At 71.3% G+C, this 22,981-nt stretch carries 23 protein-coding genes and 1 pseudogene; 12 read left to right on the top strand and 12 right to left on the bottom strand.

The features are described 5' to 3' along the window. Nucleotides 1-51 precede the first annotated feature (51 nt). On the bottom strand, nt 52-480 hold the full coding sequence (locus ACQEV8_RS13870) for a peptidase inhibitor family I36 protein (RefSeq protein WP_432959980.1): 429 nt from the start codon (nt 478-480) through the stop codon (nt 52-54). A 232-nt stretch (nt 481-712) separates the two neighbouring features. Between ACQEV8_RS13870 and ACQEV8_RS13865 the strand changes: the two genes are divergently transcribed. Beyond that, nucleotides 713-1,948, top strand: a complete 1,236-nt coding sequence (locus ACQEV8_RS13865) for a helix-turn-helix domain-containing protein (RefSeq protein ID WP_432959978.1) — start codon at nt 713-715, stop codon at nt 1,946-1,948. On the opposite strand, the gene ACQEV8_RS13860 is transcribed toward ACQEV8_RS13865, so the two are convergent. From ACQEV8_RS13860 to ACQEV8_RS13845, 4 genes are all read right to left on the bottom strand, one after another. Next, nucleotides 1,923-2,849: an SMP-30/gluconolactonase/LRE family protein gene (locus ACQEV8_RS13860; RefSeq protein WP_432959976.1), complete on the bottom strand. Its 927-nt coding sequence runs from the start codon at nt 2,847-2,849 to the stop codon at nt 1,923-1,925. The genes ACQEV8_RS13865 and ACQEV8_RS13860 overlap by 26 nt on opposite strands. A 113-nt stretch (nt 2,850-2,962) precedes the next feature. Next, nucleotides 2,963-3,313, bottom strand: a complete 351-nt coding sequence (gene nirD, locus ACQEV8_RS13855) for a nitrite reductase small subunit NirD (protein ID WP_432959974.1) — start codon at nt 3,311-3,313, stop codon at nt 2,963-2,965. After that, a complete protein-coding gene (nirB, locus tag ACQEV8_RS13850; RefSeq protein ID WP_432959972.1) occupies nt 3,310-5,931 on the bottom strand; it encodes a nitrite reductase large subunit NirB in 2,622 nt (873 codons plus the stop codon). The genes nirD and nirB overlap by 4 nt, the downstream gene beginning before the upstream one ends. Then, nucleotides 5,931-7,148 (bottom strand): NAD(P)/FAD-dependent oxidoreductase, encoded by a 1,218-nt coding sequence (locus tag ACQEV8_RS13845; protein WP_432959970.1) that lies wholly within the window; start codon nt 7,146-7,148, stop codon nt 5,931-5,933. The genes nirB and ACQEV8_RS13845 overlap by 1 nt, the downstream gene beginning before the upstream one ends. Before the next feature lie 161 nt (nt 7,149-7,309). Here ACQEV8_RS13845 and ACQEV8_RS13840 point away from each other — a divergent pair, with 161 nt between their 5' ends. Continuing rightward, on the top strand, nt 7,310-8,092 hold the full coding sequence (locus ACQEV8_RS13840) for a sulfite exporter TauE/SafE family protein (protein WP_432959968.1): 783 nt from the start codon (nt 7,310-7,312) through the stop codon (nt 8,090-8,092). On the opposite strand, the gene ACQEV8_RS13835 is transcribed toward ACQEV8_RS13840, so the two are convergent. Then, nucleotides 8,089-8,991 (bottom strand): NAD(P)-dependent oxidoreductase, encoded by a 903-nt coding sequence (locus ACQEV8_RS13835; RefSeq protein WP_432959966.1) that lies wholly within the window; start codon nt 8,989-8,991, stop codon nt 8,089-8,091. The two genes, ACQEV8_RS13840 and ACQEV8_RS13835, sit on opposite strands and share 4 nt — an antisense overlap. 107 nt (nt 8,992-9,098) lie before the next feature. Between ACQEV8_RS13835 and ACQEV8_RS13830 the strand changes: the two genes are divergently transcribed. Further along, complete coding sequence (locus tag ACQEV8_RS13830) at nt 9,099-9,491, top strand: winged helix-turn-helix transcriptional regulator (RefSeq protein WP_432959964.1); 393 nt, start codon at nt 9,099-9,101, stop codon at nt 9,489-9,491. Here ACQEV8_RS13830 and ACQEV8_RS13825 read toward each other — a convergent pair. Together ACQEV8_RS13825 and ACQEV8_RS13820 are read right to left on the bottom strand one after the other, a co-directional pair. Continuing rightward, nucleotides 9,429-10,133, bottom strand: coding sequence for a class F sortase (locus ACQEV8_RS13825; protein WP_432959962.1), 705 nt, complete (start codon nt 10,131-10,133; stop codon nt 9,429-9,431). The genes ACQEV8_RS13830 and ACQEV8_RS13825 overlap by 63 nt on opposite strands. A 137-nt stretch (nt 10,134-10,270) precedes the next feature. Continuing rightward, on the bottom strand, nt 10,271-10,789 hold the full coding sequence (locus tag ACQEV8_RS13820; RefSeq protein ID WP_432959960.1) for a hypothetical protein: 519 nt from the start codon (nt 10,787-10,789) through the stop codon (nt 10,271-10,273). A gap of 273 nt (nt 10,790-11,062) precedes the next feature. Between ACQEV8_RS13820 and ACQEV8_RS13815 the strand changes: the two genes are divergently transcribed. After that, nucleotides 11,063-11,680: an NADPH-dependent FMN reductase gene (locus ACQEV8_RS13815; protein ID WP_432959958.1), complete on the top strand. Its 618-nt coding sequence runs from the start codon at nt 11,063-11,065 to the stop codon at nt 11,678-11,680. Between the two features lie 628 nt (nt 11,681-12,308). Here the strand turns inward: ACQEV8_RS13815 and ACQEV8_RS13810 are convergent. Continuing rightward, nucleotides 12,309-12,938 (bottom strand): TetR family transcriptional regulator, encoded by a 630-nt coding sequence (locus ACQEV8_RS13810; protein ID WP_432959956.1) that lies wholly within the window; start codon nt 12,936-12,938, stop codon nt 12,309-12,311. A gap of 121 nt (nt 12,939-13,059) precedes the next feature. On the opposite strand from ACQEV8_RS13810, the gene ACQEV8_RS13805 reads away from it, so the two are divergent. From ACQEV8_RS13805 to ACQEV8_RS13790, 4 genes and pseudogenes are all read left to right on the top strand, one after another. Beyond that, nucleotides 13,060-14,052, top strand: coding sequence for an aldo/keto reductase (locus ACQEV8_RS13805; protein ID WP_432959954.1), 993 nt, complete (start codon nt 13,060-13,062; stop codon nt 14,050-14,052). Nucleotides 14,053-14,364: 312 nt separating this feature from the next. Then, nucleotides 14,365-14,547 (top strand): annotated as a pseudogene (locus ACQEV8_RS13800) (helix-turn-helix domain-containing protein); the annotation flags it as partial. Between the two features lie 28 nt (nt 14,548-14,575). Beyond that, on the top strand, nt 14,576-15,235 hold the full coding sequence (locus ACQEV8_RS13795; protein WP_432973427.1) for a hypothetical protein: 660 nt from the start codon (nt 14,576-14,578) through the stop codon (nt 15,233-15,235). Nucleotides 15,236-15,240: 5 nt separating this feature from the next. After that, nucleotides 15,241-15,468 (top strand): hypothetical protein, encoded by a 228-nt coding sequence (locus ACQEV8_RS13790; protein ID WP_432959952.1) that lies wholly within the window; start codon nt 15,241-15,243, stop codon nt 15,466-15,468. A 38-nt stretch (nt 15,469-15,506) separates the two neighbouring features. Here the strand turns inward: ACQEV8_RS13790 and ACQEV8_RS13785 are convergent, their stop codons facing one another. After that, nucleotides 15,507-16,280 carry an SDR family NAD(P)-dependent oxidoreductase gene (locus ACQEV8_RS13785; protein ID WP_432959950.1) on the bottom strand — a complete coding sequence of 258 codons (774 nt, stop codon included), beginning with the start codon at nt 16,278-16,280 and terminating at the stop codon, nt 15,507-15,509. Between the two features lie 44 nt (nt 16,281-16,324). Between ACQEV8_RS13785 and ACQEV8_RS13780 the strand changes: the two genes are divergently transcribed. Next, nucleotides 16,325-16,990, top strand: coding sequence for a TetR/AcrR family transcriptional regulator (locus tag ACQEV8_RS13780; RefSeq protein ID WP_432959948.1), 666 nt, complete (start codon nt 16,325-16,327; stop codon nt 16,988-16,990). Nucleotides 16,991-17,301: 311 nt separating this feature from the next. On the opposite strand, the gene ACQEV8_RS13775 is transcribed toward ACQEV8_RS13780, so the two are convergent. Then, on the bottom strand, nt 17,302-17,712 hold the full coding sequence (locus ACQEV8_RS13775; RefSeq protein ID WP_432959946.1) for a gamma-glutamylcyclotransferase family protein: 411 nt from the start codon (nt 17,710-17,712) through the stop codon (nt 17,302-17,304). Between the two features lie 139 nt (nt 17,713-17,851). Between ACQEV8_RS13775 and ACQEV8_RS13770 the strand changes: the two genes are divergently transcribed. Next, a complete protein-coding gene (locus ACQEV8_RS13770; protein ID WP_432959944.1) occupies nt 17,852-19,498 on the top strand; it encodes a M4 family metallopeptidase in 1,647 nt (548 codons plus the stop codon). Nucleotides 19,499-19,580: 82 nt separating this feature from the next. Here ACQEV8_RS13770 and ACQEV8_RS13765 read toward each other — a convergent pair whose 3' ends face one another. Continuing rightward, the gene (locus ACQEV8_RS13765; RefSeq protein WP_432959942.1) at nt 19,581-20,291 is read right to left on the bottom strand and encodes a GntR family transcriptional regulator; all 711 of its coding nucleotides are present in this window, start codon (nt 20,289-20,291) and stop codon (nt 19,581-19,583) included. 93 nt (nt 20,292-20,384) lie between these two features. Between ACQEV8_RS13765 and manD the strand changes: the two genes are divergently transcribed. Continuing rightward, nucleotides 20,385-21,593: a D-mannonate dehydratase ManD gene (gene manD, locus ACQEV8_RS13760; protein WP_432959940.1), complete on the top strand. Its 1,209-nt coding sequence runs from the start codon at nt 20,385-20,387 to the stop codon at nt 21,591-21,593. Continuing rightward, the gene (locus ACQEV8_RS13755; RefSeq protein WP_432959938.1) at nt 21,590-22,963 is read left to right on the top strand and encodes a mannitol dehydrogenase family protein; all 1,374 of its coding nucleotides are present in this window, start codon (nt 21,590-21,592) and stop codon (nt 22,961-22,963) included. Before manD ends, ACQEV8_RS13755 begins: the two co-directional genes overlap by 4 nt. Nucleotides 22,964-22,981: the final 18 nt, after the last annotated feature.

The raw sequence follows: 22,981 nt of genomic DNA, 5'->3' as shown, positions 1-22,981 counted from the left end.
GTGCACGCAGGAGCGGGCGTGCACGCCACCACGTGCGTATCCCCGGCCCCGTCAGCCGCAGCTTCCGCTGATCCACTGGTGGGAGCGGACCTTGTACGTACCGGCCAGGTTGCCGCCGTGCTGCTGCCGGGTGCAGCCGACCCGGTTGCTGTAGTTGGCGCCCCGGTAGTAGGCGACGCCGCTGAAGTCGCCCGTGCCGGCGTTCCACACCGACTTCACGTTGGTCGTGGCGGCCCAGGAACACCTGACGGCGCCGCTCTGCCAGTCGGGGTCGGCCGCGTCCCACGCGCACTTGCTGCCGGTGAAGTTGGCGCCGGTCCAGAAGCAGATGTGCCCGCTCGCGCAGTCCACCGCCGCGGGCGCGGCCGGGGCGGCCGAAGCGGAGGACGGCACGGCCAGGGTGGTGATGGCGGCGGCGCTGACGGCGAGGACCGCGAACAGCGGTGTGGTGCGGGAGTTCCTGCGGACGGAAAGGCGCATGAGCCTGGTCTCCTCGAGGAGTCGGGGGCGGTCGTTCGGACGGCCCGACGCTGGCAAGGCCCGCCCGGGTCCGGCAAGGACAGCGGGGCCGACTGGGATGCCGGGACGGGTGGGACGGCGCCTGACTGGCGCGTTCCGAAACCGTTGGGACGGCCATGGGATGCCTTTGGTGGCACAGTGGCGCCCGAGGCGCCCGACCAGCGCCCATGGGGGTATCCGAGGGGGAAACCCGATGTCCGTATGCCCGGAAACGGAACGGTTCGCCGCGCTGCTGCGCGCGCTGAAGAGCCGGTCGGGCCTGAGTTACGAGGCCCTCGCCAGGAAGTCCGGCCTGGCCGGGTCGACGCTGCACCGCTATTGCCGCGGCACGTCGGTGCCCCAGGACTACGGCAGCGTCCACCGGCTGGCCACGGTCTGCGGCGCCACCCCGGAGGAACTCCGCACCCTGCACCGCCTGTGGGCCCTGGCGGACGCGGCGAGAACCGCGGCGGCCGGTGCCGAGGAAGAGGAATCGGCAACGGGAACGGAAACGCGGCAGGACACGGGACAGGAAACGCGGCAGGACACAGGACAGGTAGCGGAGGAACGAGCGCAGGACGGAGCGGTAGCGGAAGAAGGAGCGCAGAAGGAAGCGGAAGCGGAAGCGGAAGAGACGGCACTGGAAGCCGAGGGGGAGAGGGCGGGGGAAACGGTCCGTGACACGGCCGGGGAGCCCGGACCCGAACCGGCTCCCACGCCCTGGCCCACGGACCGCTCATGCCGGCGCCGCCTGCGCACCTCCGTCGTCACCGCCACCGTCGTCGCGGCCCTCAGCGTCTCCGCCTGGGCGCTCTACGGTGCCCGGACTCCGTCCGGCAGCGGCGGTGGCGGGCGCGGTCCGGGGGACGGCCGGCCGTTGTTCTCGGCCAACTGCCCGCCCGTGATCGCCATGGGCGAGCACGACGAGTGCGTGCGGGAGGTGCAGCGCCTGCTGCACGCCAAGGGCGCGGACATCGGCGTCGACGGCAGCTTCGGGCCGCAGACCCTGCGCCGTGTCACCGCCTTCCAGGTGCTGGCCGGGATCCAGCCCAACGGCGTCGTCGAGGAGCCCACGAAGAAGGCGCTGTACGCCTCACGGATCCGGATGGGCGTGTGGTCGCAGGAGAAGGTGCGGCAGCGGGTCCGGGAAGTGTTCCCCGAGGTTCCGGACAAGGCGGTGGCCATCGCCGACTGCCAGTCCTTCCTGGACCCGCTGCACATCCTGCCCAACACCAACGGCACCCGGAACTGGGGCCTGTTCCAGATCTCCGACGCCCGGCTGCGCGAACTGGGCGGTACCCCGCGTCAGGCCCTGGACCCGGAGTGGAACATCCAGGCGGCCCGACGGCTGTGGAGCGAGGACCACGACTTCGGCGACTGGCCGCACTGCGCACGGGCCGCCGAAGCCACCCCGGCCACCTCCCTCACAGCGACACCGACACCGCGTTGAACGTCGTCTGAGGCGTCTGCGGGCTGCTGAAGCGGGCGTTGACGAGATAGAGGCGGTCGCCGAAGCGGGCGGCGGTGGTGGGGACGTCGAAGCGAGGGTCGGTGATCGTCCGGCGCAGGGTGGCCGTGGTGGCGTTCCGGTCGAGGTCCCAGACGGTGATCTTGTTCTGGCGGTTCTGGACGACGTACAGGACGCGGCCGAGACGCACCAGACCGTCGCCGTTCGTCACGTCGGTCCCGCCCACCAGCGCGACCTCGGTGGCATGACCGGTCCGGATGTCGACCGTGTACAACTGACCCGCGTTGACGACGAGCAGGCCGCGTCCGTCGGGGGTGGCGACCAGGCCGTTGGCGCTGTTGGTCCCGGCCGGTGCCTGCACCCACTCGCCGGTGATCGGGAGGGCGCGGACCTCGCCCTCGCGGCCGCGCGGGACGCCGTGGAGGACGGCGTCCCGGGAGTCGGTGAACCAGGCGCGGTCCCGGTGCAGGACGACGTCGTTGATGAAGGGGGCGGCGTTCCGGGTGAGCTGGTAGGTGGTGAGCAGCTCACCACTGCGCGCGTCGACGACCTTCGCGGTCCCTCCGGCGCCGCCCGCCACGTACAGCAGTCCGTCGCCGTCCAGCTTCAGGCCGATCGACGCGAGGCCGGTGGCGCCCTGGTGGAGGACGCCGCCCTCGCCGGTGCGCAGGTCGGTGCGGTAGATCGAGCCGTCGGCACGGGAACCCATGTACGCGTACGGCTTGCTGCCTGTGGTGATCCCCTCGGGGAGCCACCCGTCGGGCAACGGGAACTCGCTCGGCCAGGACGAGGCCTGTGCCGTGCCCGTACCGGCGACCGCGAGCGCGGCGACGGCCCCGCCGAGCACGGTCCGCCGGGACGGCTGGAAGTGGTTCCGAGTCATGATCGCGCCTCCGTGGGAGGGAAGGTGGGGGATGCCTCGATGAAACTCGAAGCACCCCGCGCACCGCTCCCGGTCGGCGAACTCGACAGGAACCCGACAGAAGCCCGGCGCTCCTACGCCGTGCGCACCTTGTACGCCGTCACCCGTACCTCCTCGTCGTCCAGGCACTCCCCGGACGTCAGGTCGAAGCGCTGCTTCAGCAGGGGCGAGGCGACGAACGGGCGGCCCTGGTGGGTCCCCGTCAGGCCGCGGGAGAGGACGGCCGCGCCGGTGAAGGGGTCGCGGTTGTCGATGGCGAACAGTTCGCCGGAGCGGTCGCGGAAGATCGCGGCCTGGTGGCCGTCGGGCAGCAGTGCCGCCACTCCGCGGCCCGGGAGCAGCGCGCTCAGGTCGCAGACCGGGAACCAGTCGCCGTCCAGGGCGAGTTCGATCTTCAGCTCGGTGGTCTCGGGTGCCAGGGTCATCGCTGGGCGCTTCCTTCCAGAACGTCGGCGGGTCGCATACCGATGGACAGCAGCGGCAGGTCGGGCTTCATCTGGTCGCGCTCGGGCACGAAGGCGACGACCGGGTCCGGGGTGTCCGGCGCGTTCACGAAGGACACGAACCGGGCGAGCTTCTCGGGGTCGTTGATGGTCTCGGCCCACTCGTCGCGGTAGTAGGCGACGTGCGCCCGCATCAGCTTCTCCAGCTCGTCGCAGATGCCGAGGGAGTCGTGGACGACGACGTCCCGTACGTGGTCGAGTCCGCCCGGGATCCGCTCCAGCCAGGTCGAGGTGCGCTCCAGCCGGTCGGCCGTACGGATGTAGAACATCAGGAACCGGTCGATCAGGCGGATCAGCTCGGCGTCCGAGAGGTCCTGGGCCAGCAGGTCCGCGTGGCGCGGGGTCGCGCCGCCGTTGCCGCCGACGTACAGGTTCCAGCCGTTGGCCGTGGCGATCACGCCGAAGTCCTTCGACTGGGCCTCCGCGCACTCGCGCTGGCAGCCGGAGACCGCCGACTTGAGCTTGTGCGGCGACCTGAGACCCCGGTAGCGCAGCTCCAGGTCGATCGCCATGCGGACCGAGTCCTGGACGCCGTAGCGGCACCAGGTCTGGCCGACGCAGGACTTCACCGTGCGCAGCGACTTGCCGTAGGCGTGTCCCGACTCGAAGCCGGCGTCGACCAGGCGGGCCCAGATCAGCGGCAGCTGCTCGACGCGGGCGCCGAACATGTCGATCCGCTGGCCGCCGGTGATCTTCGTGTAGAGGCCGAAGTCGCGGGCGATCTCGCCGATCACGATCAGCTTCTCCGGGGCGATCTCACCGCCGGGGATGCGCGGCACGACCGAGTAGGAGCCGTTCTTCTGCAGGTTGGCCAGGAAGTGGTCGTTGGTGTCCTGCAGCGAGGCCTGCTCGCCGTCCAGGACGTAGCCGCTCGCGCCGATCGCCGGGGCGAGGGAGGCGATGATCGAGCCCACGGCCGGCTTGCAGACCTCGCAGCCGCCACCGCCCCGGGCCTCCTCGCGGCCGTGCTTGTCCAGCAGGTCCTGGTAGGTGGTGATGCGCAGGGCGTGGACGATCTCGTAGAGCTCCTCGCGGGTCTGCCCGAAGCAGCCGCACAGGCCCTTGTCGACCTCGATGCCACTGGCCTCCAGCTCGGCGTTGACGAGCTGGCCGAGGACCTTGACGCAGGAGCCGCAGCCGGTGCCGGCCTTGGTGCACTTCTTCACCTCGGGCACGGTCGTGCACTGGTGGTCGGTGACCGCGCCGCGGATCGTGCCCTTGGAGACGTTGTGGCAGGAGCAGACGATCGCCTCGTCCGGCAGCGCGGACGGGCCGAGCTGCACGGACTCCCCGGACCCTGCGGGCAGCACGAGCGACTCGGGGGAGACCGGCGGGACCGAGCCGGTGAAGGCCTTCAGCGTGCCGTACGCGTCCGCGTCGCCGACCAGGATGCCGCCGAGCAGGGTGCCGTCGCGGCCGATGACCAGCTTCTTGTACAGGCCGGAGCGGGAGTCGGAGTAGACGACGTCCAGGCAGTCCTCGGCGGTGCCGTGCGCGTCACCGAAGGACGCCACGTCCACGCCGAGCAGCTTCAGCTTGGTGGACAGGTCGGCGCCGGTGAACGACAGCTGATCGGTCTCGTCCGCGGCGATGGTGGCCGCCGCCGTCTCGGCCTGCTCGTAACCGGGGGCGACCAGGCCGTACACGCGGCCGTCGGAGGCCAGCGCGCACTCGCCGATCGCGAACACGTGCGGGTCGTTCACCGTGCGGCACTGCTCGTCGACCGTGATGCCGCCGCGCTCGCCGACCGTCAGACCACAGTCGCGGGCCAGCTGGTCGCGGGGGCGGACACCGGCCGAGAACACCACCAGGTCGGTGGCGAGTTCGGAGCCGTCGGACAGCTTCATGCCGGTCACGGCACCGTCCTCGCCGACCACGACCTCCTGCGTGCCCACGCCGGTGTGGACGCTCAGGCCCATCTCCTCGATGGTGCGCAGCAGGGCCGCGCCGCCGCCGTCGTCGACCTGCACCGGCATCAGGCGCGGCGCGAACTCCACGATGTGGGAGGTGAGGCCGAGGCCCTTGAGGGCACCGGCCGCCTCCAGGCCGAGCAGACCGCCGCCGACCACGGCACCCACCTGGGCGTTCTTCGCGTACTCCTCGATCGCGAGCAGGTCCTCGATCGTGCGGTAGACGAAACAGCCCTCGGCGTCCTTGCCCGGGACCGGCGGCACGAACGGGTAGGAGCCGGTGGCCAGGACCAGCACGTCGTAGTCGACGACGAGACCGGAGCGGGCGGTGACCCTGCGGGCCTCCCGGTCGACGGTCTCGGCCGGGTCACCGATGTGCAGCTCGATGCCGTGGTCCTTGATGAACTCCATGTCCGTCATGGACAGGTCCTCGGGCGTCCGGCCCGCGAAGTACGAGGTGAGCTGCACGCGGTCGTACGCCGGGCGCGGCTCCTCGCAGAGCACGACCACGCGGTGCGTGGCGGTCAGGCCGCGCTCGGCGAGCGCTTCGAGGAAGCGCTGGCCGACCATGCCGTGGCCGACGAGCACGATCGTGGGGGTGGCCTCCGTGGCCTCCGGGGTGGCGGTCATCAGGAGCCTCCATCGTTGGTGAGCAGGTGGAGCAGCGGGCCGCCGTCGGAGGGGAGCGGCTCTGCTCCCTCCCAGGCGCGGGCGAGCGCGCCGACGGTGCCGAGTTCGCCGACGAGAACCCCGCCGACCAGGCGGTCGTCGCGGACGACGACCTTGCGGTAGGTGCCGCGGGTGGCGTCGGCGAGCTGGACGACGTCGTCGCCCGGGAGAGCCTCGGTCTCGCCGAACGCGGCGAGGTCGAAGGGACTGTCGTGCCCCGTGAGCGTCAGCCGGGTCAGCGAACGCGTGCCGGTGTACCGGGCGTTCGTGTCACCGGCCAGCGACTCGGCGAGCGCGTCGGCCTGTTCGAGCGCCGGGGTGGCGAGGCCGTAGAGCACGCCGTCGTGCTGGGCGCAGTCGCCGATCGCGTGGATGTACGGGTCGGAGGTGCGCAGCTCGTCGTCCACGACGACGCCCTTGCGGACATCGAGGCCGGCGGCCTGCGCGAGGCCCACACGCGGGTGCACACCGCAGGCGACGACCACCAGGTCGGCGTCGAGCGCGTACCCGTCGGCCATCTCCACCGAGCGGACGGCACCGCCGACGCAGCGCACGTCCCGCACGCGGCACTCGGTGTGCACCTCCACGCCCAGCTCGGTCAGATGCCGCTTGACGAGCTTCGAGGAGGCCGGGTCGAGCTGGCGCTCCATGAGCCGCTCGGACTGCTGGGCGAGCACGACCTGGGCGCCGCGCAGGGCGAGCGCGCGGGCCGCGGAGACCCCGAGGAGCCCACCGCCGATGACGACGGCCTTCACTCCCGGCCGGACCGCCTTGGAAAGACCCAGGCAGTCGTCCATGGTCCGGAAGGCGTGCACGCCCTCGGGCAGCCGGTGGTCCTCGGTGAACAGCCCGCGCAGCGGCGGCAGTACGGGGTTGGAACCGGTGGCCAGCACCAGCCGGTCGTATGCGATCACAGAACCGTCCGCGCACGCGACGGTGCGCGCGTCACGGTCGATGCCGGTGACCCGGCCGCGGGTCAGCTCCGCCGGCGCGGGCAGGGCGATCACCTCGGGGCTGTACCGTCCGGCCAGCACCTCGGCGAGCAGCACCCGGTTGTAGGGCCGGTGCTCCTCCTCGCCGATCAGCAGCGCGGGCGTGCCGAGCTCACCGAGCCGCCGGGCGAGCCGTACGCCCGCGAGGCCGGTGCCGATCACCACCACACGCTCATTCGAGGTCATGTCCTTGAGCGTGCGGTGCCGGTGTTACCCGGCAGCATCACATCTGTTTCCCACGGGGAACGCTGCCCTCAGCGGGGGCGGCGGGCGGATGTGAGGGTTCCTGAACTGCGGCGAGGGCGGGCTGTGAGGGGCGCGCACGGGCCTCGCATAGGGTCTCGATCGTGCCCGACATATCGCTGACCATGATCGTCCTGCTGTGCCTGGCGGCGCTCGCCGCCGGATGGATCGACGCCGTGGTCGGCGGGGGCGGGCTCCTGCTGCTGCCGGTGCTGCTGCTGGGGCTGCCGTCGCACACACCCGCCGCGCACGCGCTCGGCACCAACAAGGCGGTCGCCATCGTCGGCACGACGGGCGCGGCGGTGACGTACGCCCGCAAGGCCCCGGTGGACGTGAAGACAGCGGTCCGCATCGGTCTGGCCGCCCTCGCCGGATCGTCCGCCGGGGCCTTCTTCGCGGCCGGGATGAGTACCGAGGTCCTCAAGCCGGTGATCATGGTGGTGCTGCTCGCGGTCGCGGCCTTCGTGATCCTGCGGCCCGCCTTCGGCACGGCCCCCGCGACCGGCCCGGCCACCCGCCGCCAGATCCTCGCGGCGATCGGCATCGCGGGTCTCGGCATCGGTTTCTACGACGGTCTCATCGGCCCGGGCACCGGCACCTTCCTGGTCCTCGCCCTGACCGCGATCCTCCACCTCGACCTCGTCGCCGCCTCCGCGACCGCCAAGATCGTCAACTGCTGCACCAACGCGGGAGCGCTGGTGACATTCGCCTGGCAGGGCGCGGTCCTGTGGCAACTGGCCGCCCTGATGGCCGTCTTCAACCTGGCGGGCGGCACCCTGGGCGCCCACACCGCCCTGAAGAAGGGCAGCGGCTTCGTCCGCGTGGTGCTGCTGACGGTGGTGTTCGCCCTGGTGGCGAATCTGGCGTACGAGCAGTGGCTCGCCTAGGCGGACGCCCCCCGCCGCAGATCCAGCAGCTCGACGATCCCCGTCCCGTCCTCGTCGCCGTGCCCCTGGGCGAGGCGGCGCTCCATCAGGGCCATGTACGGGGCCAGCAGCTCCGGGCTGACCCGCTGTTCCTCGGCTGTGCGCAGCAGTGTGGTGTTGCCCGCGACCTGCATCGCGAGGTTGGAGACGACGTTCCTGGTGTAGTCGCCGCTCTCCAGCCCCTCGGCGGTCTGGTGCACGGCCGGGGCCATCGCGGTCAGCCAGTCCATGAGCAGCGGCGCGAAGTCCTTCGGTGCGATGTCCTCCGGGCGGATCAGCCCGAAGGCGTGCGTGATGCCCGCGAACATGCCGCTCATCGCGCTCAGCAGCGCCACGTCGTACAGCGCGGCGAAGCCCGGGTCGGCCCCGACCCAGCGGGTGCCGGCCGGGACGGCGAGGGTGTCCCGGTGTTCCTCGAACAGCTCGGGGGAGCCGCTGTAGAAGACGTAGCCGCCGGAGTCCGCTACCCCGATCATCGGCGGTACGGCCATGATCCCGCCGTCCAGGAAACGGGCGCCGCGGACTTCGGCCCAGGCGGCGCGGGTGCGGCCCTCGGCGGGCGTTCCGGTCGTGACGTTCACCAGGTCCCGCCCCGCCAGATCGGCCCCTTCCAGGGCTTCGCCCACGGAGGCGTCGTCGAGCAGGCAGACGATCACCAGGCGGTTCGCGGCCACCGCCTCGGCGGCACTCGCGGCCACCCCCGCGCCCTCGGTGGCCAGGGCCTCGGCGCGGGCGGGGGTGCGGTTCCAGACGGTCACCGGGTGACCGGCGGCGAGCCAGGCGCGGGCCAGGGCGGTGCCCATCGCGCCGGTGCCGAGGAGGGTGAGGGGTGTAGGGGGAACAACGGCGTTGTCAGTCATGGCGTTTACAGTCGTCGAAGGGGAACGGCCTGCTCAAGTACGTACTTCGAAGTGGGTGGTTACTCCGGGGGAAGCATGCAGGCGGCAGCAGGGGAAGGGGCTCGGGCATGGGGACGACGGGGCGGCGGCCGGGTGCGTACATCTGCGGGATCGACGCGGCGATGGACGTGATCGGCGGCAAGTGGAAGGTGCTCATCCTCTGGGCGCTCGACGAGCGGCCCTGCCGCTTCGGCGAGCTGCGCCGGGAGCTGCCGGGCGTCACCGAGAAGGTGCTCGCCTCGCAGCTGCGGGAGATGGAGGCCGACGGCCTGGTGCATCGCGAGGCGTACGACGAGGTGCCGCCCCGCGTGGAGTACTCGCTGACGCCGCGGGGCCTGTCCCTGAATGAGGCCTTGGAACCTCTCGGGGCCTGGGGAAGGTCCAACATCCTGGGCGGCTCACCGGCTCCCGGTCAGGTGCGCGAAGACGACCACGTTGCCCTGATAGCCGGTGGCCCGTGAGTAGCCGCCGCCGCAGGTGATGACCCGCAGCTCGGGGCGCCGGGCGGGGCCGTAGACCTTCTGGTCGGGAAAGTCCTTCGCTGCGTACGCCTCGACGGAGTCCACGGTGAACACGGCGACCCTGCCGTCGCGCCGGTCCACCTCGATCTTGCTGCCCTTGGTCAGGGCGCCCAGGCCGTAGAAGACGGCGGGGCCGTCGGCGTTGTCGACATGGCCGGCGACGATCGCGGTGCCCCGCTCACCCGGCGTGGTCCCGGCCTCGTACCAGCCTGCGAGGTTGCCGCGCGCGACGGGCGGTGCGTCCAGGCTGCCGGTCTTCGTCAGGCCGAGCCCGGTCAGGGGCGCGTCGACGCGGATCGCCGGGATGCGGATGCGGTCGGGCGGCGAGGGCGGCAGCGCGGGCGCGGCATGCCGCTCACCGGCCCGGCCGACCTGTCCGGCCCGGCTCTCCTGCCCGTCCTGACGGTCCTGCCCGGCCTGACTCGCGCGGGCCTGCGCGAGGGACGGCTGGGGCGGGGCATGCGTCTCGGTGCCGTTGCGCAGCAGCCACGCCCCGCAGCACAGGGCGAACACCGTGACGGCCGCCATGGCGGCATTGGCCGGATTGCCGAACGTCTTGCCGTATATGGGGAATCTGCGCATGGCCGGCCCTTTCCTGATCTGCCCTCTGCGTTCCAGGAGCCCTGCGGGCCCCGTACCCCCCTCCGGGCCGCGAGGGGCGTCGGACCCGGAGGGGGAGGGGACATGCGGTACCGGCGACGGACAGCGGAGGGTGTCCGTCAGATCCCGTCGCCTCTCGCCCGGCGATGCAGGAGCCAGGTACCGCCCGCGGCGGCGACGGCGAGGGCCGCCACACCGGCCGCGGTCTGCACGGGATCGGGGCCAAGGGTGCCGCCGACCCCCGTCTTCACACTCCCCCTGGGATGCACCTGCCCGCGCACGGACGTCAGCGTGACCACCAGATCACCGGTGATCCGCCTGCCGCTCCCGCTGCACGTCGCGGTGATCTCGTACGTCCCCGGCTGCGCGCTCGGCGGCACCCTGAACCGCCCGGTCGCGTCCTGGTCGTCCGGGCCCGGTACCAGGCTGAGGGAACCGGCCCCGACCGCGCTGGCGTCACTCGTCGCCGTACCGCCGTCGCCGCAGGCCGCCGTGCGCACGGTGACCTGTCCGCCCGGGACCACCGAGGAGGGGGAGACCTCCAGGCCGCCGGCGGCGCCGTACGCGGGAGCGGCGGCGAGGGCCGCGGCGGCGACGGCGAGCGCGGTGCCGGTCAGCGGCCGGGCGGTACGTCGCATCGGTGCTCCTTCGAGCGGTTCGTTCGTGCACCTGCCCTTCCGAGGTAACGGGCAGCGCGGCGACCGCGCTTTCTGAGGGGGTGTCAGAATTGGGGTGAATGGGTGTCGAGGGCGCTGGACCCGACGGCCCGACAGAGGATGTTTGGGCAGGTCAAGGGCGCTATCGAGGGTGGGTGCCGGAAAAGCCTGACGAGCGCGTGTGAACGGGTGACCCGGACGGGGAGCACGTCCGGGCTTGACCTCAACAAAAGTTGAGGTATGAGGCTGTGCCGTATGAACTCAGCCGTTACGCACGCACCCATCGCTGCCCTGCCCGCGACCGAGCCCCTCCGGGTGACCCTTGTCGTCGGCAGCAACCGCCACGGCCGCTTCGGTCCCGTCGTGGCCGACTGGCTCCTCGATCATCTCCGGGACCGGGACGACCTGGTCGCCGAGGTCGTGGACGTCGCCGAGGCCGAGCTGCCGATGTCCTTCGAACCGACGCCCGGGGCGACCGCCGCCCTCTCCGGCATCACCCCGAAGCTGGCTGGCGCGGACGCCTTCGTCATCCTCACCCCCGAGTACAACCACTCCTACCCGGCGGGCCTGAAGAACCTCGTCGACTGGCACTTCGCCGAGTGGCGGGCCAAGCCGGTCGCCCTCGTCTCCTACGGCGGACTGTCCGGCGGCCTGCGCGCGGTGGAGCACCTCCGCCAGGTCTTCGCCGAACTCCACGCCGTGACGGTCCGCGACACCGTCTCCTTCCACAACGCGGGTGCGTCCTTCGACGACGCGGGAACCCTGCGTGACCCCACGGTCCCGGACGCCGCCGCGAAGACCATGCTGGACCAACTGGTGTGGTGGGGCGAGGCGTTGCGAGAAGCGAGGGCGACCCGCCCGTACGCGGACTGACGGGCTGCCCGTTACCGCCCCGGGGTCAGCCACGTGCGCGGCCCGCCTCGGGCGCGCTGCCGCCCCGGGTGCCGTGATCACGACTGGCCTCGGCGCCGGCCTGGTGCCTCACCTGCGTCGGCCTGCTGCTGAGCCGGGGCGTCGTGGTCATGTCCCGTCGAGCGTCCATCGCACGCGCTGCCTGCGTCCGCCTCGTCGGCCGGCCCGGCCGTGGTGATCACGACGGCCCCAGGCGTCCGTACGGCCGTGCGACCTGCCTCGCATGCGTTGACTCGCCAGTCCCCGGGCGTTGAAGTCACGACCCGCCCTACGCCCCTACGTACGCGCCGCACATGCTCGTCCCGCCGTGGGTGAGAACCCGCGCTCTCAGTGGTCGGCTCCGGAAGTCCTTCGGGGGTTGACCCCGGGGCGGCGCGTCTGTCGGGTGTCGCCGAACTCCTGGCTGGCACAGCCGTTGACGAGGGCTGCTACCGCCAATCCGGATGGCCACGGCCATCACGACCGTCTGGCTGGCCGCGGGCTCGACGTCATCACTCCCGCGCCAGCGGGCCGCGCGTTCGTCCGCCAGGTCATCTTCGACGGACGCACCCGGAGGTGTGCGTCAAACCGAACGGTTTGGGCGTTGGTCTCAGTCCGGGCGAGGGAACATGCGCTCGACGGCGGTCACCAGTGCGGCGCGGCGGGCGGTGATGGAGGGGTCCACGGCCTGGTCTGCGGCAGCGGCGGCGATTTCGGGCTGACCTGCCCAGGTCATGGCGATCTGGTTGATCAGGGCGAGGACGTCGACCGGGTCCCAGGCCGGGTCGAGCAGCCCGATGCGCTGAGCGTCGCGGAGTTTGTCGAGCTTGCCGGCGATCGTGGCCTGGAGGGGGCCGGTGGTGTTGTCTGCGGCCTCGGCCAGTTCCAGGCGACCCCACGTGATCAGGCGGTAGTGGTCCGGACGAGCCGCGAAGTGGTCGAAGAGGATGCCGGCATAACCGGGCAGGTCGGCCGGATCCAGCTGAGTCGCCTCGACGAGTGCGGTCGTCTCGCGTTCGGCGACGTGCGCGTAAAGGGCTTCCTTGCTGCGGAAGTAGGCGTAGACACGTTCCTTGCTCGTCCTGGCCTGCTTGGCGATGCGGTCCACGCGGGCGCCAGCGATCCCGTGCCGGGCGAACTCCTCCTTGGCTGCGGCGACGATCCGCTGGCGCGTGGAGTCGGTGGACTCGCTCGAGGTGGCGGCGTCCGGGGTCTGGCCAGGGTTGGTGGAGCGAGGCATGAGCCCAGGATAGGTGACCGAACCGTTCGGTTTTGCGCGGCACTCCGGACAGCGTAGGGTCATACCGAACAGTTTGGTTTGGTCGGCCATGGGCTGCCGACATGACACGAGGAGCGATCTCATGCAGCACCGCACCCTGGGACAGCAGGGACTGCGCGTCTCCGCGCTCGGACTGGGCGTGATGGGGATGTCCCTGGCCTACGGCCCCTCGAACGACGAGGACGGCATCTCCACCATTCACCGCGCCCACGAACTCGGAGTCGACTTCTTCGACACCGCCGAGCTGTACGGCCAAGGCACCGGCAGCAACGAGACGCTGCTCGGCAACGCAGTCAACGACTTCCGCGACGAGGTCGTCCTGGCCACCAAGTTCGGCTTCGACATGACCAGCACGACGTTGGGGAGCGGCGTCAACAGCCGCCCGGAGAACATCCGCGAGGTCGCCGAGAACAGCCTGCGCTACCTCCAGACCGACCGCATCGACCTCTTCTACCAGCACATCTCCGACCCCGACGTACCGGCCGAGGAGGTCGCCGGGACTGTCGGTGACCTGATCACCGAAGGCAAAGTGCAGTACTTCGGCCTGAGTAACGTCGGCCCGCAGTACATCCGCCGCGCCCACGCCGTCACCCCGGTCACAGCCCTTCAGTACGAGTACTCGATCTTCGAACGCGAGGTAGAGGACGAGATCCTGCCGGTCCTGCGGGAGTTGGGGATCGGCCTGGTGCCGTACTCGCCGCTCGGCCGCGGCTTCCTCTCCGGTGTGGTCAAGCCCGCCGACGAGTATCCCGAGGACGACATGCGCCGCTGGGACGAGCGCTGGCAGGGCGAGAACTACGCCTACAACCTGAACGCCGCCGAGCAGCTCCGAAAGCTCGCCGCCACCAAGGGCATCACCCCCGCCCAGCTCGCCCTGGCATGGCTGCTCGCCCAGGGCGAGGACGTCGTCCCGATCCCGGGCACCCGCAGCGCCACACGTCTGGAGGAGAACGTCGGCGCCACCGACGTAGAACTCACCGAGGCCGACCTGGCCCGTATCCGGGAGGTCCTCCCCCAGGGCTCCGCAGGCAGCCGCTACCCGGCCTCGGTGATGGCCGGCTTCCGCACCGACTGACAGCCGGTACTCCAAGTTCGGCGGTCCCGGGCAAGCGGCGGCGAGCAGCGGCAGCGTGTCCTCCCGGGCAGGGCTATGACCGGGAGGACACGCCGACGCGCGCACCAGCCGCAGCGCGCCCTGCTCCTCCTGGTCATCCTCGGGGTCAACCACTGACGGAAGAACCGGCGGGGTTCCGGCGATGCGACAAGCAGGCCCTCCCAGAATGCGGGCGGTTAAAGACCACTTCTACAGATTGGCCTGCCTGTCTTGTCTGTTGCCCGGGCCCGTGCGATAGCCCCGACCCTCGCCGAGCGCGAGCGGCTGAAGAGGATGGCCTACGGTCAAAAGACCGAGCACCGGCTGCGTATGCGGGCTCAAGTGGTCCTGCACGCGGCGCGTGGGCGCTCCAACGCGCGCATCGCCCGTGAGACCGGATTACACCTGGACGCCGTGCGGACCTGGCGAAACCGATTCGCTGCGCTGGGACTCGCTGGGCTAGCCGACCGCAAGCGCTCCGGCCGTCCGCCCCCGCTTCACCGCCTTGCAGGTCGCCCAGGTCAAGGCCCTGGCCTGTCGGCTTCCCTTCGAGGCCGACGCGCCACTGTCACATTGGTCGTGCCCGGAGCTGGCCCGCGAGGCCATGGCGCGAGACATCACCACGTTCGTGTCGGCCTCCACCGTGCGTCGCTGGCTCGCTCAGGACACCCTCAAGCCCTGGCAGCACCGCTCCTGGATCTTCATCACCGACCCTGACTTCCGCCCCAAGGCCGAGCGCGTGCTGCACCTCTACGCCCGCACCTTCAACGGCAGGCCGCTCGGTGCGGACGAGTACGTCATAAGCGCGGATGAGAAGACCTCCATCCAGGCCCGCTGCCGCTGTCACCCCACCCTCGCACCAGGACAGGCGAGGGCGATGCGCGTTAACCACACCTACGGCCGCGGCGGCGCGCTGGCCTACTTGGCCGCCTACGACGTCCACCACGCCCGCGTGTTCGGCCGCACCGAAGCACGCACCGGCATCGACCCCTTCATGGCCCTCGTCGCTCAGGTCATGAGCCAGGAACCGTACACGAGCGCAAAACGCGTGTTCTGGGTCGTCGACAATGGCTCCTCCCACCGCGGCAAGAAGGCCGCAGACCGGCTGACCGCCGCGTTCCCGAACACGGTGCTGGTCCACACCCCGTGCACGCCTCCTGGCTGAACCAGGTGGAGATCTTCTTCTCCGTCGTGCAGCGCAAGGTCGTGGCGCCCAATGACTTCACCGACCTTGCCCAAGTCGGGAACCGGCTCCGAGCTTTCGAAGACCGCTACAACGCCACGGCACAGCCGTTCCAGTGGAAGTTCACCCCCTCCGACCTGGACAATCTGCTGGCCAGACTCGACCGGCACATCGCCGATCACCCGGAAGAATCCTCCGTCGCGCTGGCAGCTTGATCAACCCCCGAAGGACTTCCGGAGCCGACCACTTAGTGTCAGACGCGTGGACCGAGGAACAGGCCGCCGCTCGCGTCGATGACCTGGCCGGTGATCCAGCGAGCAGCGTCGGATGCGAGGAAGGCGACCACGTCGGCGACGTCGTTGGGCCCGCCCAGCCGGTCGAGTGCCGTCATGGCGGTGATCTGTTCTGCGAGGCCCGGCACGTCGAAGATGGCTCCGTTGGCCGCCGTCCTGGTGGCTCCGGGAGCGACAGCGTTCACCGTGATCCCCCGGGGCCCGAGTTGGTTGGCCAGGGTCCTGCTCATCGTCTCGACCGCGGCTTTCGTCATGGCGAAGGACGTCTGGGCCGAGTTGGCCATCCGGGTCGCCACCGATGAGATCGTGATGATCCGGCCGCCGTCACGCAGCAGGGGCATTGCGTGCTCGATGATGAAATACGGCGCTCGCACGTTGACCGCGAACAGGCGGTCGAACTCCGCCCGGGTCGTCGCGCCGAGGGGGCCGGCCGGTACAGCCGCGGCGTTGTTGACGAGGATGTCGAGCGGTCTACCGGACAAGCAGTCCTCGACACCGGCGAAGAGCGTCTCGACATCGCCGTCCACGCCCAGTTCAGCCCGGACGGCGCGGGCGGCCCCACCAGCCCGTTCTACCGCCTCGACCGTTGCCGCCGCCCCGCTCTCGTCCGTGCCGAAGTGCACGATGACCATGCTCCCTTCCGCCGCGAGCCGGGCTGCGATCGCTTGGCCGATGCCACGCGACGCACCCGTCACCAAAGCCGTCCTGCCGACCTGACCGCTCACACCGGCCACCCCATCCGCACGTTAGTTACTAACATTGCGGTAGTGTCTACCATGTGACGGAGCGAAAGCCCACCCTGAGGGAACGGCAGCGAGCCGGGACGCGGCGCGTGATCCAGGAGCATGCGGTGCGGCTGTTCACCGACCGCGGCTACGACACGGTGACGGTGGCCGAAGTCGCTGAGGCAGCCGGTGTCTCGGCGATGACCGTGTACCGGCACTTCCCCACCAAGGAGGACCTCGTCCTCATCGACCAGCCCGCCCGGCTCATCGCCGAGAAGGTCGCCGCATCGCCCGCGACGCAGCCCGTGGTGCGCCGCGTCGGTGGCGCACTCGTCGATGCGGCCACGGTGTTGACCGGTGACGAGGGGGACGATCCGGCAGTGAGCGAGCGGTTCCTGCTGGACTGCCTCCGGCTGATGGTCTCGACGCCCGCGCTGCGGGCCCGGCATCTGGACAGCCAGTACGCGCTCCAGCAGGCCATCGTCGACGCCCTCGGCCTGGACGACGCGACTACCCATGACGCCGCGTTCCGTGCCCAGGCCGCGACCAGCGCATGCCTGGCCGCGATGCACACGGCATTGACGCGCTGGGCCGAGGACGACGGGCAGACGGAACTGCCCGACCTGATCGCGCTAGCACTCGCCGCGTCGTTCGGGGACGTCGTCGCCACCGGCCATAGGAATCGAGGCGGCCGTAACCCGCCGCCAGGACAGGACTGACCCCGAACCTCGTGCGTCGGCCCGCTGCCGGCCACAGGCCTCGCGGCCACGACCGGCCCCGGCGTCGGCACGCCCACCTCGCCTGCGTCGGCCCGCTGCTGCCCTTGGGTGCCGAGGCCACGCCCCGCCCGACGCCCCCACGCACGCGCCGTCGCCCGCCTCGCCCCCCGGCTGCCGACAGAGGACACCGCGGTCACAACCACCCCGGCCCCCCTGTACATCTACCGCCCGCGCCCCCTCACTCCGGGCTTCCCTGCACATCCACCGCCCGCGCCACCCGGGCTCCCCTGCACATCCACCCCTCGCCCCGCTCACCCCCGCCAATCCCCACCCGCAATCCGTCTCCCCCCAACCCGAAGCCGTGACGCCACAGCCGGCCCGGCGACGTACACCCAGGCCCGGACCGCCGCCCCGTCCGCCACCCTCACGACCTTCCGCTCGACGCGTACGTACAGGCTGCGCGGATCCCCAGGTACGTAGTCCTCCAGCCGGTCCAGCTCCGCGAGCAGCGCCCCGTACGACTCCGGCAGTGCGGTGACCAGCTCGCCGTTCACCGCGCCGCCACCCGGTTCCTCGACGGCGTAGGGGTAGCCGGGGCCGGCGTACAGCACCGCGTCATCGAGTCGTCCCGGGGCCTCGGAGCGGGTGCGGCCACGCAGGAACAGGTCGTGGTTGACCTCGCCGGGGCGGAGCGTGCCGTAGACGAAGAAAGGGAGGGTCACAGGAACGATTCTGCACCCTCACACACCTGCACAACGGGCCTATGGACATGCCAGGTCCGGGCCGAATTAACTCGCGGTCAACATCAACGCCGCCCCCGGTCGACCCCACGCGACCGGGTGCGCCCGTATGAGGAGACCGATGAGTCGGATACGTCCCGTCCGAGGTTCCCGTCTCGCCACCGCAGGCGTGGCCGCCACCGGCATCGGCGCCCTGGTAGCCGCCGTCCTCTCGCCTACCGCCCAGGCGGACGAACGGCCGACCCGGTCCGACGCGGTCGAGAGTGCGGAGACGGTCCTCGCCGACCGGGCCGCGGAACTGGGCCTCGGCTCGGCCCAGGAGACGAAGGTCCGGGACGTGGTCGTCGACAAGGACGGTACCCAGCACGTCCGCTACGACCGCACCTACCACCGACTCCCGGTCCTCGGCGGCGACTTCGTACTCCACCTGAACCCGGACGGCACGTACCGCGGCGCGAACCGCGCGACGAAGTCCGCGCTCTCCATAGCCAGTGTCACCCCCAAGGTGGCCGCCCCGAAGGCCGCCGACCTGGCGGCGAGCCTGCTGCGCGCCGCGCACCTCGGCGAGACCCTGAAGAAGCTGACCGCCAAGCCGCGGCTGGTCGTCGACGCCCTGCACGGCGCCCCGAAGCTGGCCTGGCAGACCGACGCGGTCGCGCACGACGGACTCGGCAACCCCGTCGGGCAGACCGTGCTGACCGATGCGACCACCGGCGACCGGATAGACGCCTGGGACACCTTGGAGTCGGTGTCGGGCGACGGCAAGTCCCTCTACGGCGGCACGGTCGCGCTGGACACGACGAAGTCCGGGTCGTCGTACCGGCTGAAGGACGCGACGCGCGGCGGCACGTACACGGGCGACGCGGAGAACAAGACGGACAAGTGCCTGCTGACGGTCTGCGTGACCCGCGCCCCCGCGACGCTCTTCACCGACGCGGACAACCACTGGGCCACGGGCGCGACCTCCGACCGCGCCACGGTGGCAGTGGACGCGCAGTACGGCACGGACGTCACCTGGGACTACTACAAGAACGTCCACGGCCGCAGCGGCATAGCCGGCGACGGCAAGGGCTCCTTCAACCGCGTCCACTACGGCAAGAACTACAACAACGCCTTCTGGGACGACAACTGCTTCTGCATGACCTACGGCGACGGCGACGGCAAGCAGCTCGGGCCGCTGGTGTCGCTGGACGTGGCCGGGCACGAGATGTCCCACGGCGTCACCTCGAAGACGGCGGCGCTGACGTACTCGGGCGAGTCCGGCGGACTGAACGAGGCCACGTCGGACATCTTCGGCACGCTGGTGGAGTTCCACGCGAACAACTCCAAGGACCCCGGTGACTGGCTCATCGGCGAGAACGTCGTCCGCTCCGGGCTCGGCCGGGAGGCCCTGCGCCGCATGGACAAGCCCTCGAAGGACGGCAAGTCCGTCGACTGCTGGAGCGACAAGGTCGCCGACCTCGACGTGCACTACTCCTCGGGCGTCGGCAACCACTTCGCCTACCTGCTCGCGGAGGGCAGCGGCGCCAAGACGATCAACGGCGTCAGCCACTCCTCCCCGACCTGCGACGGCGCCACGGTCAAGGGCATCGGCAAGGCCAAGCTGGGCAAGATCTGGTACCGCGCCCTGACGGTCTACATGACGTCCTCGACCGACTACGCGGCCGCCCGCAAGGCGACCCTGAACGCCGCGAAGGACCTCTACGGCAGCGGCAGCACGGAGCAGAAGGCCGTGGCCGCGGCCTGGAGCGCGGTCGACGTGGGCTGAACCGCCCCCTCACGACTCTCGGTGGTGTCCGCAGTTCGGGTGCGGACACCACCGAGGCCTGTGTGGGAGCATCCCCGCTCCGTCACTCCCAGACCACCACGTTCCGCCGCACCGGCACCGACGAGGAGCCGGTCGCGAAGAGCTCGGGTGAGTGGGCCCGGATGCGCTCGATGTCGCTGAAGACGGCGCGCAGGTGCGTACGCATGGCCGCGCGGGCCAGTGCGAGGTCGCCGACGGCGACCGCGTCGAAGATCTCCTGGTGCTGGTCGGCGAAGACCGCCGGGGAGACGTTCTCGTGCAGGCCCAGCCGGCGGGCCCGGTCCAGGTGACCCTTGGCCGCGGCGACCGTGGTCCACACATTGCCGTGGCCGCCCAGCCGCATCAGGCCGTGGTGGAAGGCCTCGTCCAGTTCGAAGAACTCCTCCAGGCTCAGTGGCGTGCGCTGCTGACGCCCGAGGTTGTCCCGCAGTTCCGCCATGACCGACGCGTCCAGCTCGGACGGCAGGGCGTCCAGCGAGGCCAGTTCGACGGCCTCCCGCAGGAACTGCGCGTCCGCGACCTGCGCCGGATCCACCCGGGACACGAACGACCCGATCTTGGGGAAGATCTGCACCAGCCCGTCCTGGGCCAGCAGGATCAGGCTCTCCCGTACCGGGGTGCGGCTCACGCCCAGGGACGCTGCCAGCTCGTTCTCCGACAGAGCGGCGCCCGGGGGGAGTTCGAGGGTCAGCACCATCTGGCGGAGCTTCAGGTAGATGGAGCGCCGGCTGGTCCGCCGGTTCGTCTGGGCCATGCGCACATCCTACGTATCGAAGCACGGGTATTGCTCCCCTGTGCGACAAGTGCTTGTATACAAGTACTGCACGACAGGGAAGGAGAGCCCTCAGTGAGCACCATCGAGCGCGTCGAGGTCTTCGTCGCCTCCCCGGGCCGCACGTTCGTCACCCTGCGCGTCACCACCTCGGACGGCGTGACCGGCCTCGGCGACGCCACGCTCAACGGGCGCGAGCTGGCCGTGGCGAGCTATCTGCGCGACCACCTCGCCCCGCTGCTGATCGGCCGCGACCCGGCGCGCATCGAGGACACCTGGCAGTACCTCTACAAGGGCGCCTACTGGCGGCGCGGCCCGGTCACCATGACGGCCATCGCCGCCGTCGACACGGCCCTGTGGGACATCAAGGGCAAGACCGCCGGGCTCCCCGTGTACGAGCTGCTCGGCGGCCGGTCCCGGGACGGTGTCCTGGTCTACTCGCACGCCAGCGGCACCGACGTGCCCTCCCTCCTCGACGACGTCGAGCGCTATCTGGACCTCGGCTACAAGGCCGTACGCGCCCAGGCGGCGGTCCCGGACGTCGGCGGTACCTACGGTGTCCGCAAGGGCAAGGTCTACGAACCGGCCGCGACCGATCTCCCCGACGAGCAGCCCTGGGACACCGAGGCCTACCTCGGCTTCGCGCCGACGTACCTGGAGGCCGTACGGGAGCGCTTCGGCTTCGGCTTCCACCTCCTGCACGACGTGCACCACCGGCTGACGCCGATCGAGGCGGCCCGCTTCGGCAAGAGCGTCGAGGCCTGCCGGCTGTTCTGGATGGAGGACCCGACACCAGCCGAGAACCAGGAGGCGTTCCGGCTCATACGGCAGCACACCACGACACCGATCGCCGTCGGCGAGGTGTTCAACTCGATCTGGGACGTCCAGCACCTCATCACCGAGCAGCTCATCGACTACGTGCGCACCACCGTGGTCCACGCGGGCGGCATCACCCACCTCCGCCGGATCTTCGACCTCGCCGCGCTCTACCACGTACGCACCGGCTCGCACGGCGCCACCGACCTCTCCCCGGTCAGCATGGCCGCGGCCGTGCACCTCGACCTCGCCGTGCCGAACTTCGGCATCCAGGAGCACATGGGCCACCCCGACGAGGCCGCCGAGGTGTTCCGCACGGGCGTCACCTTCGCCGACGGCATGCTGCACCCCTCGGACGAGCCGGGCCTCGGGGTCGAGTACGACGAGAAGGCCGCCGAACGCTTCCCGTACCAGCGGCGTTACCTCCCGGTCGCCCGCCGTCCCGACGGCTCGGTGCACGACTGGTGAGCGGCATACAGCAGCTGAACCGCGCCGCGCTCGGCGCGCTTCCGCCCGCCTCGCGCCCCCGCGTCGACCCCGCCGGACTGCGCACCCGCGTCGTCCACTTCGGCATCGGCGCCTTCCACCGGGCCCACCAGGCCCTCTGCACCGAGAACGCCGTCGCGCACTCCGGCGAGCCCTGGGGCATCGCCGCCGTCGCTCCCCGGTCGGCGGCGACCGTCGACGCCCTGCGCGCCCAGGACTGCCTGTACTCGGTGACCGAGCGCTCTGACGAGGACGCCGTCCCCCGGGTCGTCGGCGCGCTCACCGGCGCGTACGCGCTCGGGCGGGACGGGGCGGCCGTCGATGCCCTGCTCACCGACCCCGAGGTGACGGTGGTGACGCTGACGATCACGGAGAAGGGCTACCGGGCCGCCGGCCCGGACACGGTCGTCGGGCGCCTCGCCGCCGGGCTGGCCGCGCGGATGCGCTCCGGAGCCGCGCCGGTCAGCCTCGTGTCCTGCGACAACATGGCGGACAACGGCGCCGTGCTGCGGAGGGCGGTCCAGGACGCCGTGCGCGCGGCGGGCGGGCGCGACGCGGATCAGATCCTGGACCTGCTCGACCGGCAGGTGGCCTTCCCCGCCACCGTGGTGGACCGGATCGTCCCCGCCACGGCCCCGGGAGACCTCACGGCGACGGCCGCCGCGCTGGGCGTCCACGACGCCCTGCCCGTGAGCGGCGAACCGTACCGGCAGTGGGTCCTGGAGGACCGCTTCACGGCCCCGCGCCCCCCGTGGGAGCTGGACGGCGCCCTGCTCGTGCCCGACGTCGCCCCCTACCAGCTCACCAAGCTGCGGCTGCTCAACGGTTCGCACTCGGCCCTCGCCTTCCTCGGGATCGCCGCGGGCCGCGCCACCGTCGCCGACGCGATGGCCGACGGCTGGGGCGAGCGGCTCGTGAGGTCCCTGTGCGCCGAGGTCGCACCCACCCTGCCCGACGGCGGCCCGGACCCCGGCCGGTACGCCGACGACCTGGTCGCCCGCTTCCGCAACCCGGCCATGCGCCACCTGCTGCGGCAGATCGCCTCGGACGGCTCGCTCAAGATCACCGAACGCTGGCTGCCGGCCCTGCGCGTCCTGCGCGAGCGCGGTACGGCCACCCCGGTCCTCGAACTCGCCCTGGCGGGCTGGGCGACCCTCACCCGTGACCACGACATCCCGGACCCCGCCCGGGACGCCCTCACCGCCTGCTGGCACACCGGAGCGGACGACACGGCCGTCGTCCGCGCGCTCCTCACCACCGTCGGCGCGCCCGACCTCGCCGGCGACTCCGGGCTCGTCACCGCCGTGGTCCGGCATCTCCCCGCCCTGCGCGCCGGACACGTGGAGCTCTGAGCCGCCCCCCCCACCGGA

Source organism: Streptomyces sp. CA-179760, assembly GCF_050937045.1.
Classification (GTDB): domain Bacteria; phylum Actinomycetota; class Actinomycetes; order Streptomycetales; family Streptomycetaceae; genus Streptomyces.
Note: the sequence above shows the minus strand (reverse complement) of the source record. Positions and strands in the feature narration are given on the sequence as shown.

Bases quoted from the DNA above. Each gene is read 5' to 3' on its own strand.
- ACQEV8_RS13765 (WP_432959942.1), bottom strand. From the start codon at position 20,291: ATGGCCCAGACGAACCGGCGGACCAGCCGGCGCTCCATCTACCTGAAG.
- ACQEV8_RS13860 (WP_432959976.1), bottom strand. From the start codon at position 2,849: ATGACTCGGAACCACTTCCAGCCGTCCCGGCGGACCGTGCTCGGCGGG.
- ACQEV8_RS13815 (WP_432959958.1), top strand. From the start codon at position 11,063: ATGAACTCAGCCGTTACGCACGCACCCATCGCTGCCCTGCCCGCGACC.
- ACQEV8_RS13825 (WP_432959962.1), bottom strand. From the start codon at position 10,133: ATGCGCAGATTCCCCATATACGGCAAGACGTTCGGCAATCCGGCCAAT.
- ACQEV8_RS13830 (WP_432959964.1), top strand. From the start codon at position 9,099: ATGGGGACGACGGGGCGGCGGCCGGGTGCGTACATCTGCGGGATCGAC.
- ACQEV8_RS13805 (WP_432959954.1), top strand. From the start codon at position 13,060: ATGCAGCACCGCACCCTGGGACAGCAGGGACTGCGCGTCTCCGCGCTC.
- nirB (WP_432959972.1), bottom strand. From the start codon at position 5,931: ATGACCGCCACCCCGGAGGCCACGGAGGCCACCCCCACGATCGTGCTC.
- ACQEV8_RS13845 (WP_432959970.1), bottom strand. From the start codon at position 7,148: ATGACCTCGAATGAGCGTGTGGTGGTGATCGGCACCGGCCTCGCGGGC.
- ACQEV8_RS13870 (WP_432959980.1), bottom strand. From the start codon at position 480: ATGCGCCTTTCCGTCCGCAGGAACTCCCGCACCACACCGCTGTTCGCG.
- ACQEV8_RS13810 (WP_432959956.1), bottom strand. From the start codon at position 12,938: ATGCCTCGCTCCACCAACCCTGGCCAGACCCCGGACGCCGCCACCTCG.
- ACQEV8_RS13820 (WP_432959960.1), bottom strand. From the start codon at position 10,789: ATGCGACGTACCGCCCGGCCGCTGACCGGCACCGCGCTCGCCGTCGCC.
- ACQEV8_RS13835 (WP_432959966.1), bottom strand. From the start codon at position 8,991: ATGACTGACAACGCCGTTGTTCCCCCTACACCCCTCACCCTCCTCGGC.
- ACQEV8_RS13770 (WP_432959944.1), top strand. From the start codon at position 17,852: ATGAGTCGGATACGTCCCGTCCGAGGTTCCCGTCTCGCCACCGCAGGC.
- nirD (WP_432959974.1), bottom strand. From the start codon at position 3,313: ATGACCCTGGCACCCGAGACCACCGAGCTGAAGATCGAACTCGCCCTG.
- ACQEV8_RS13865 (WP_432959978.1), top strand. From the start codon at position 713: ATGTCCGTATGCCCGGAAACGGAACGGTTCGCCGCGCTGCTGCGCGCG.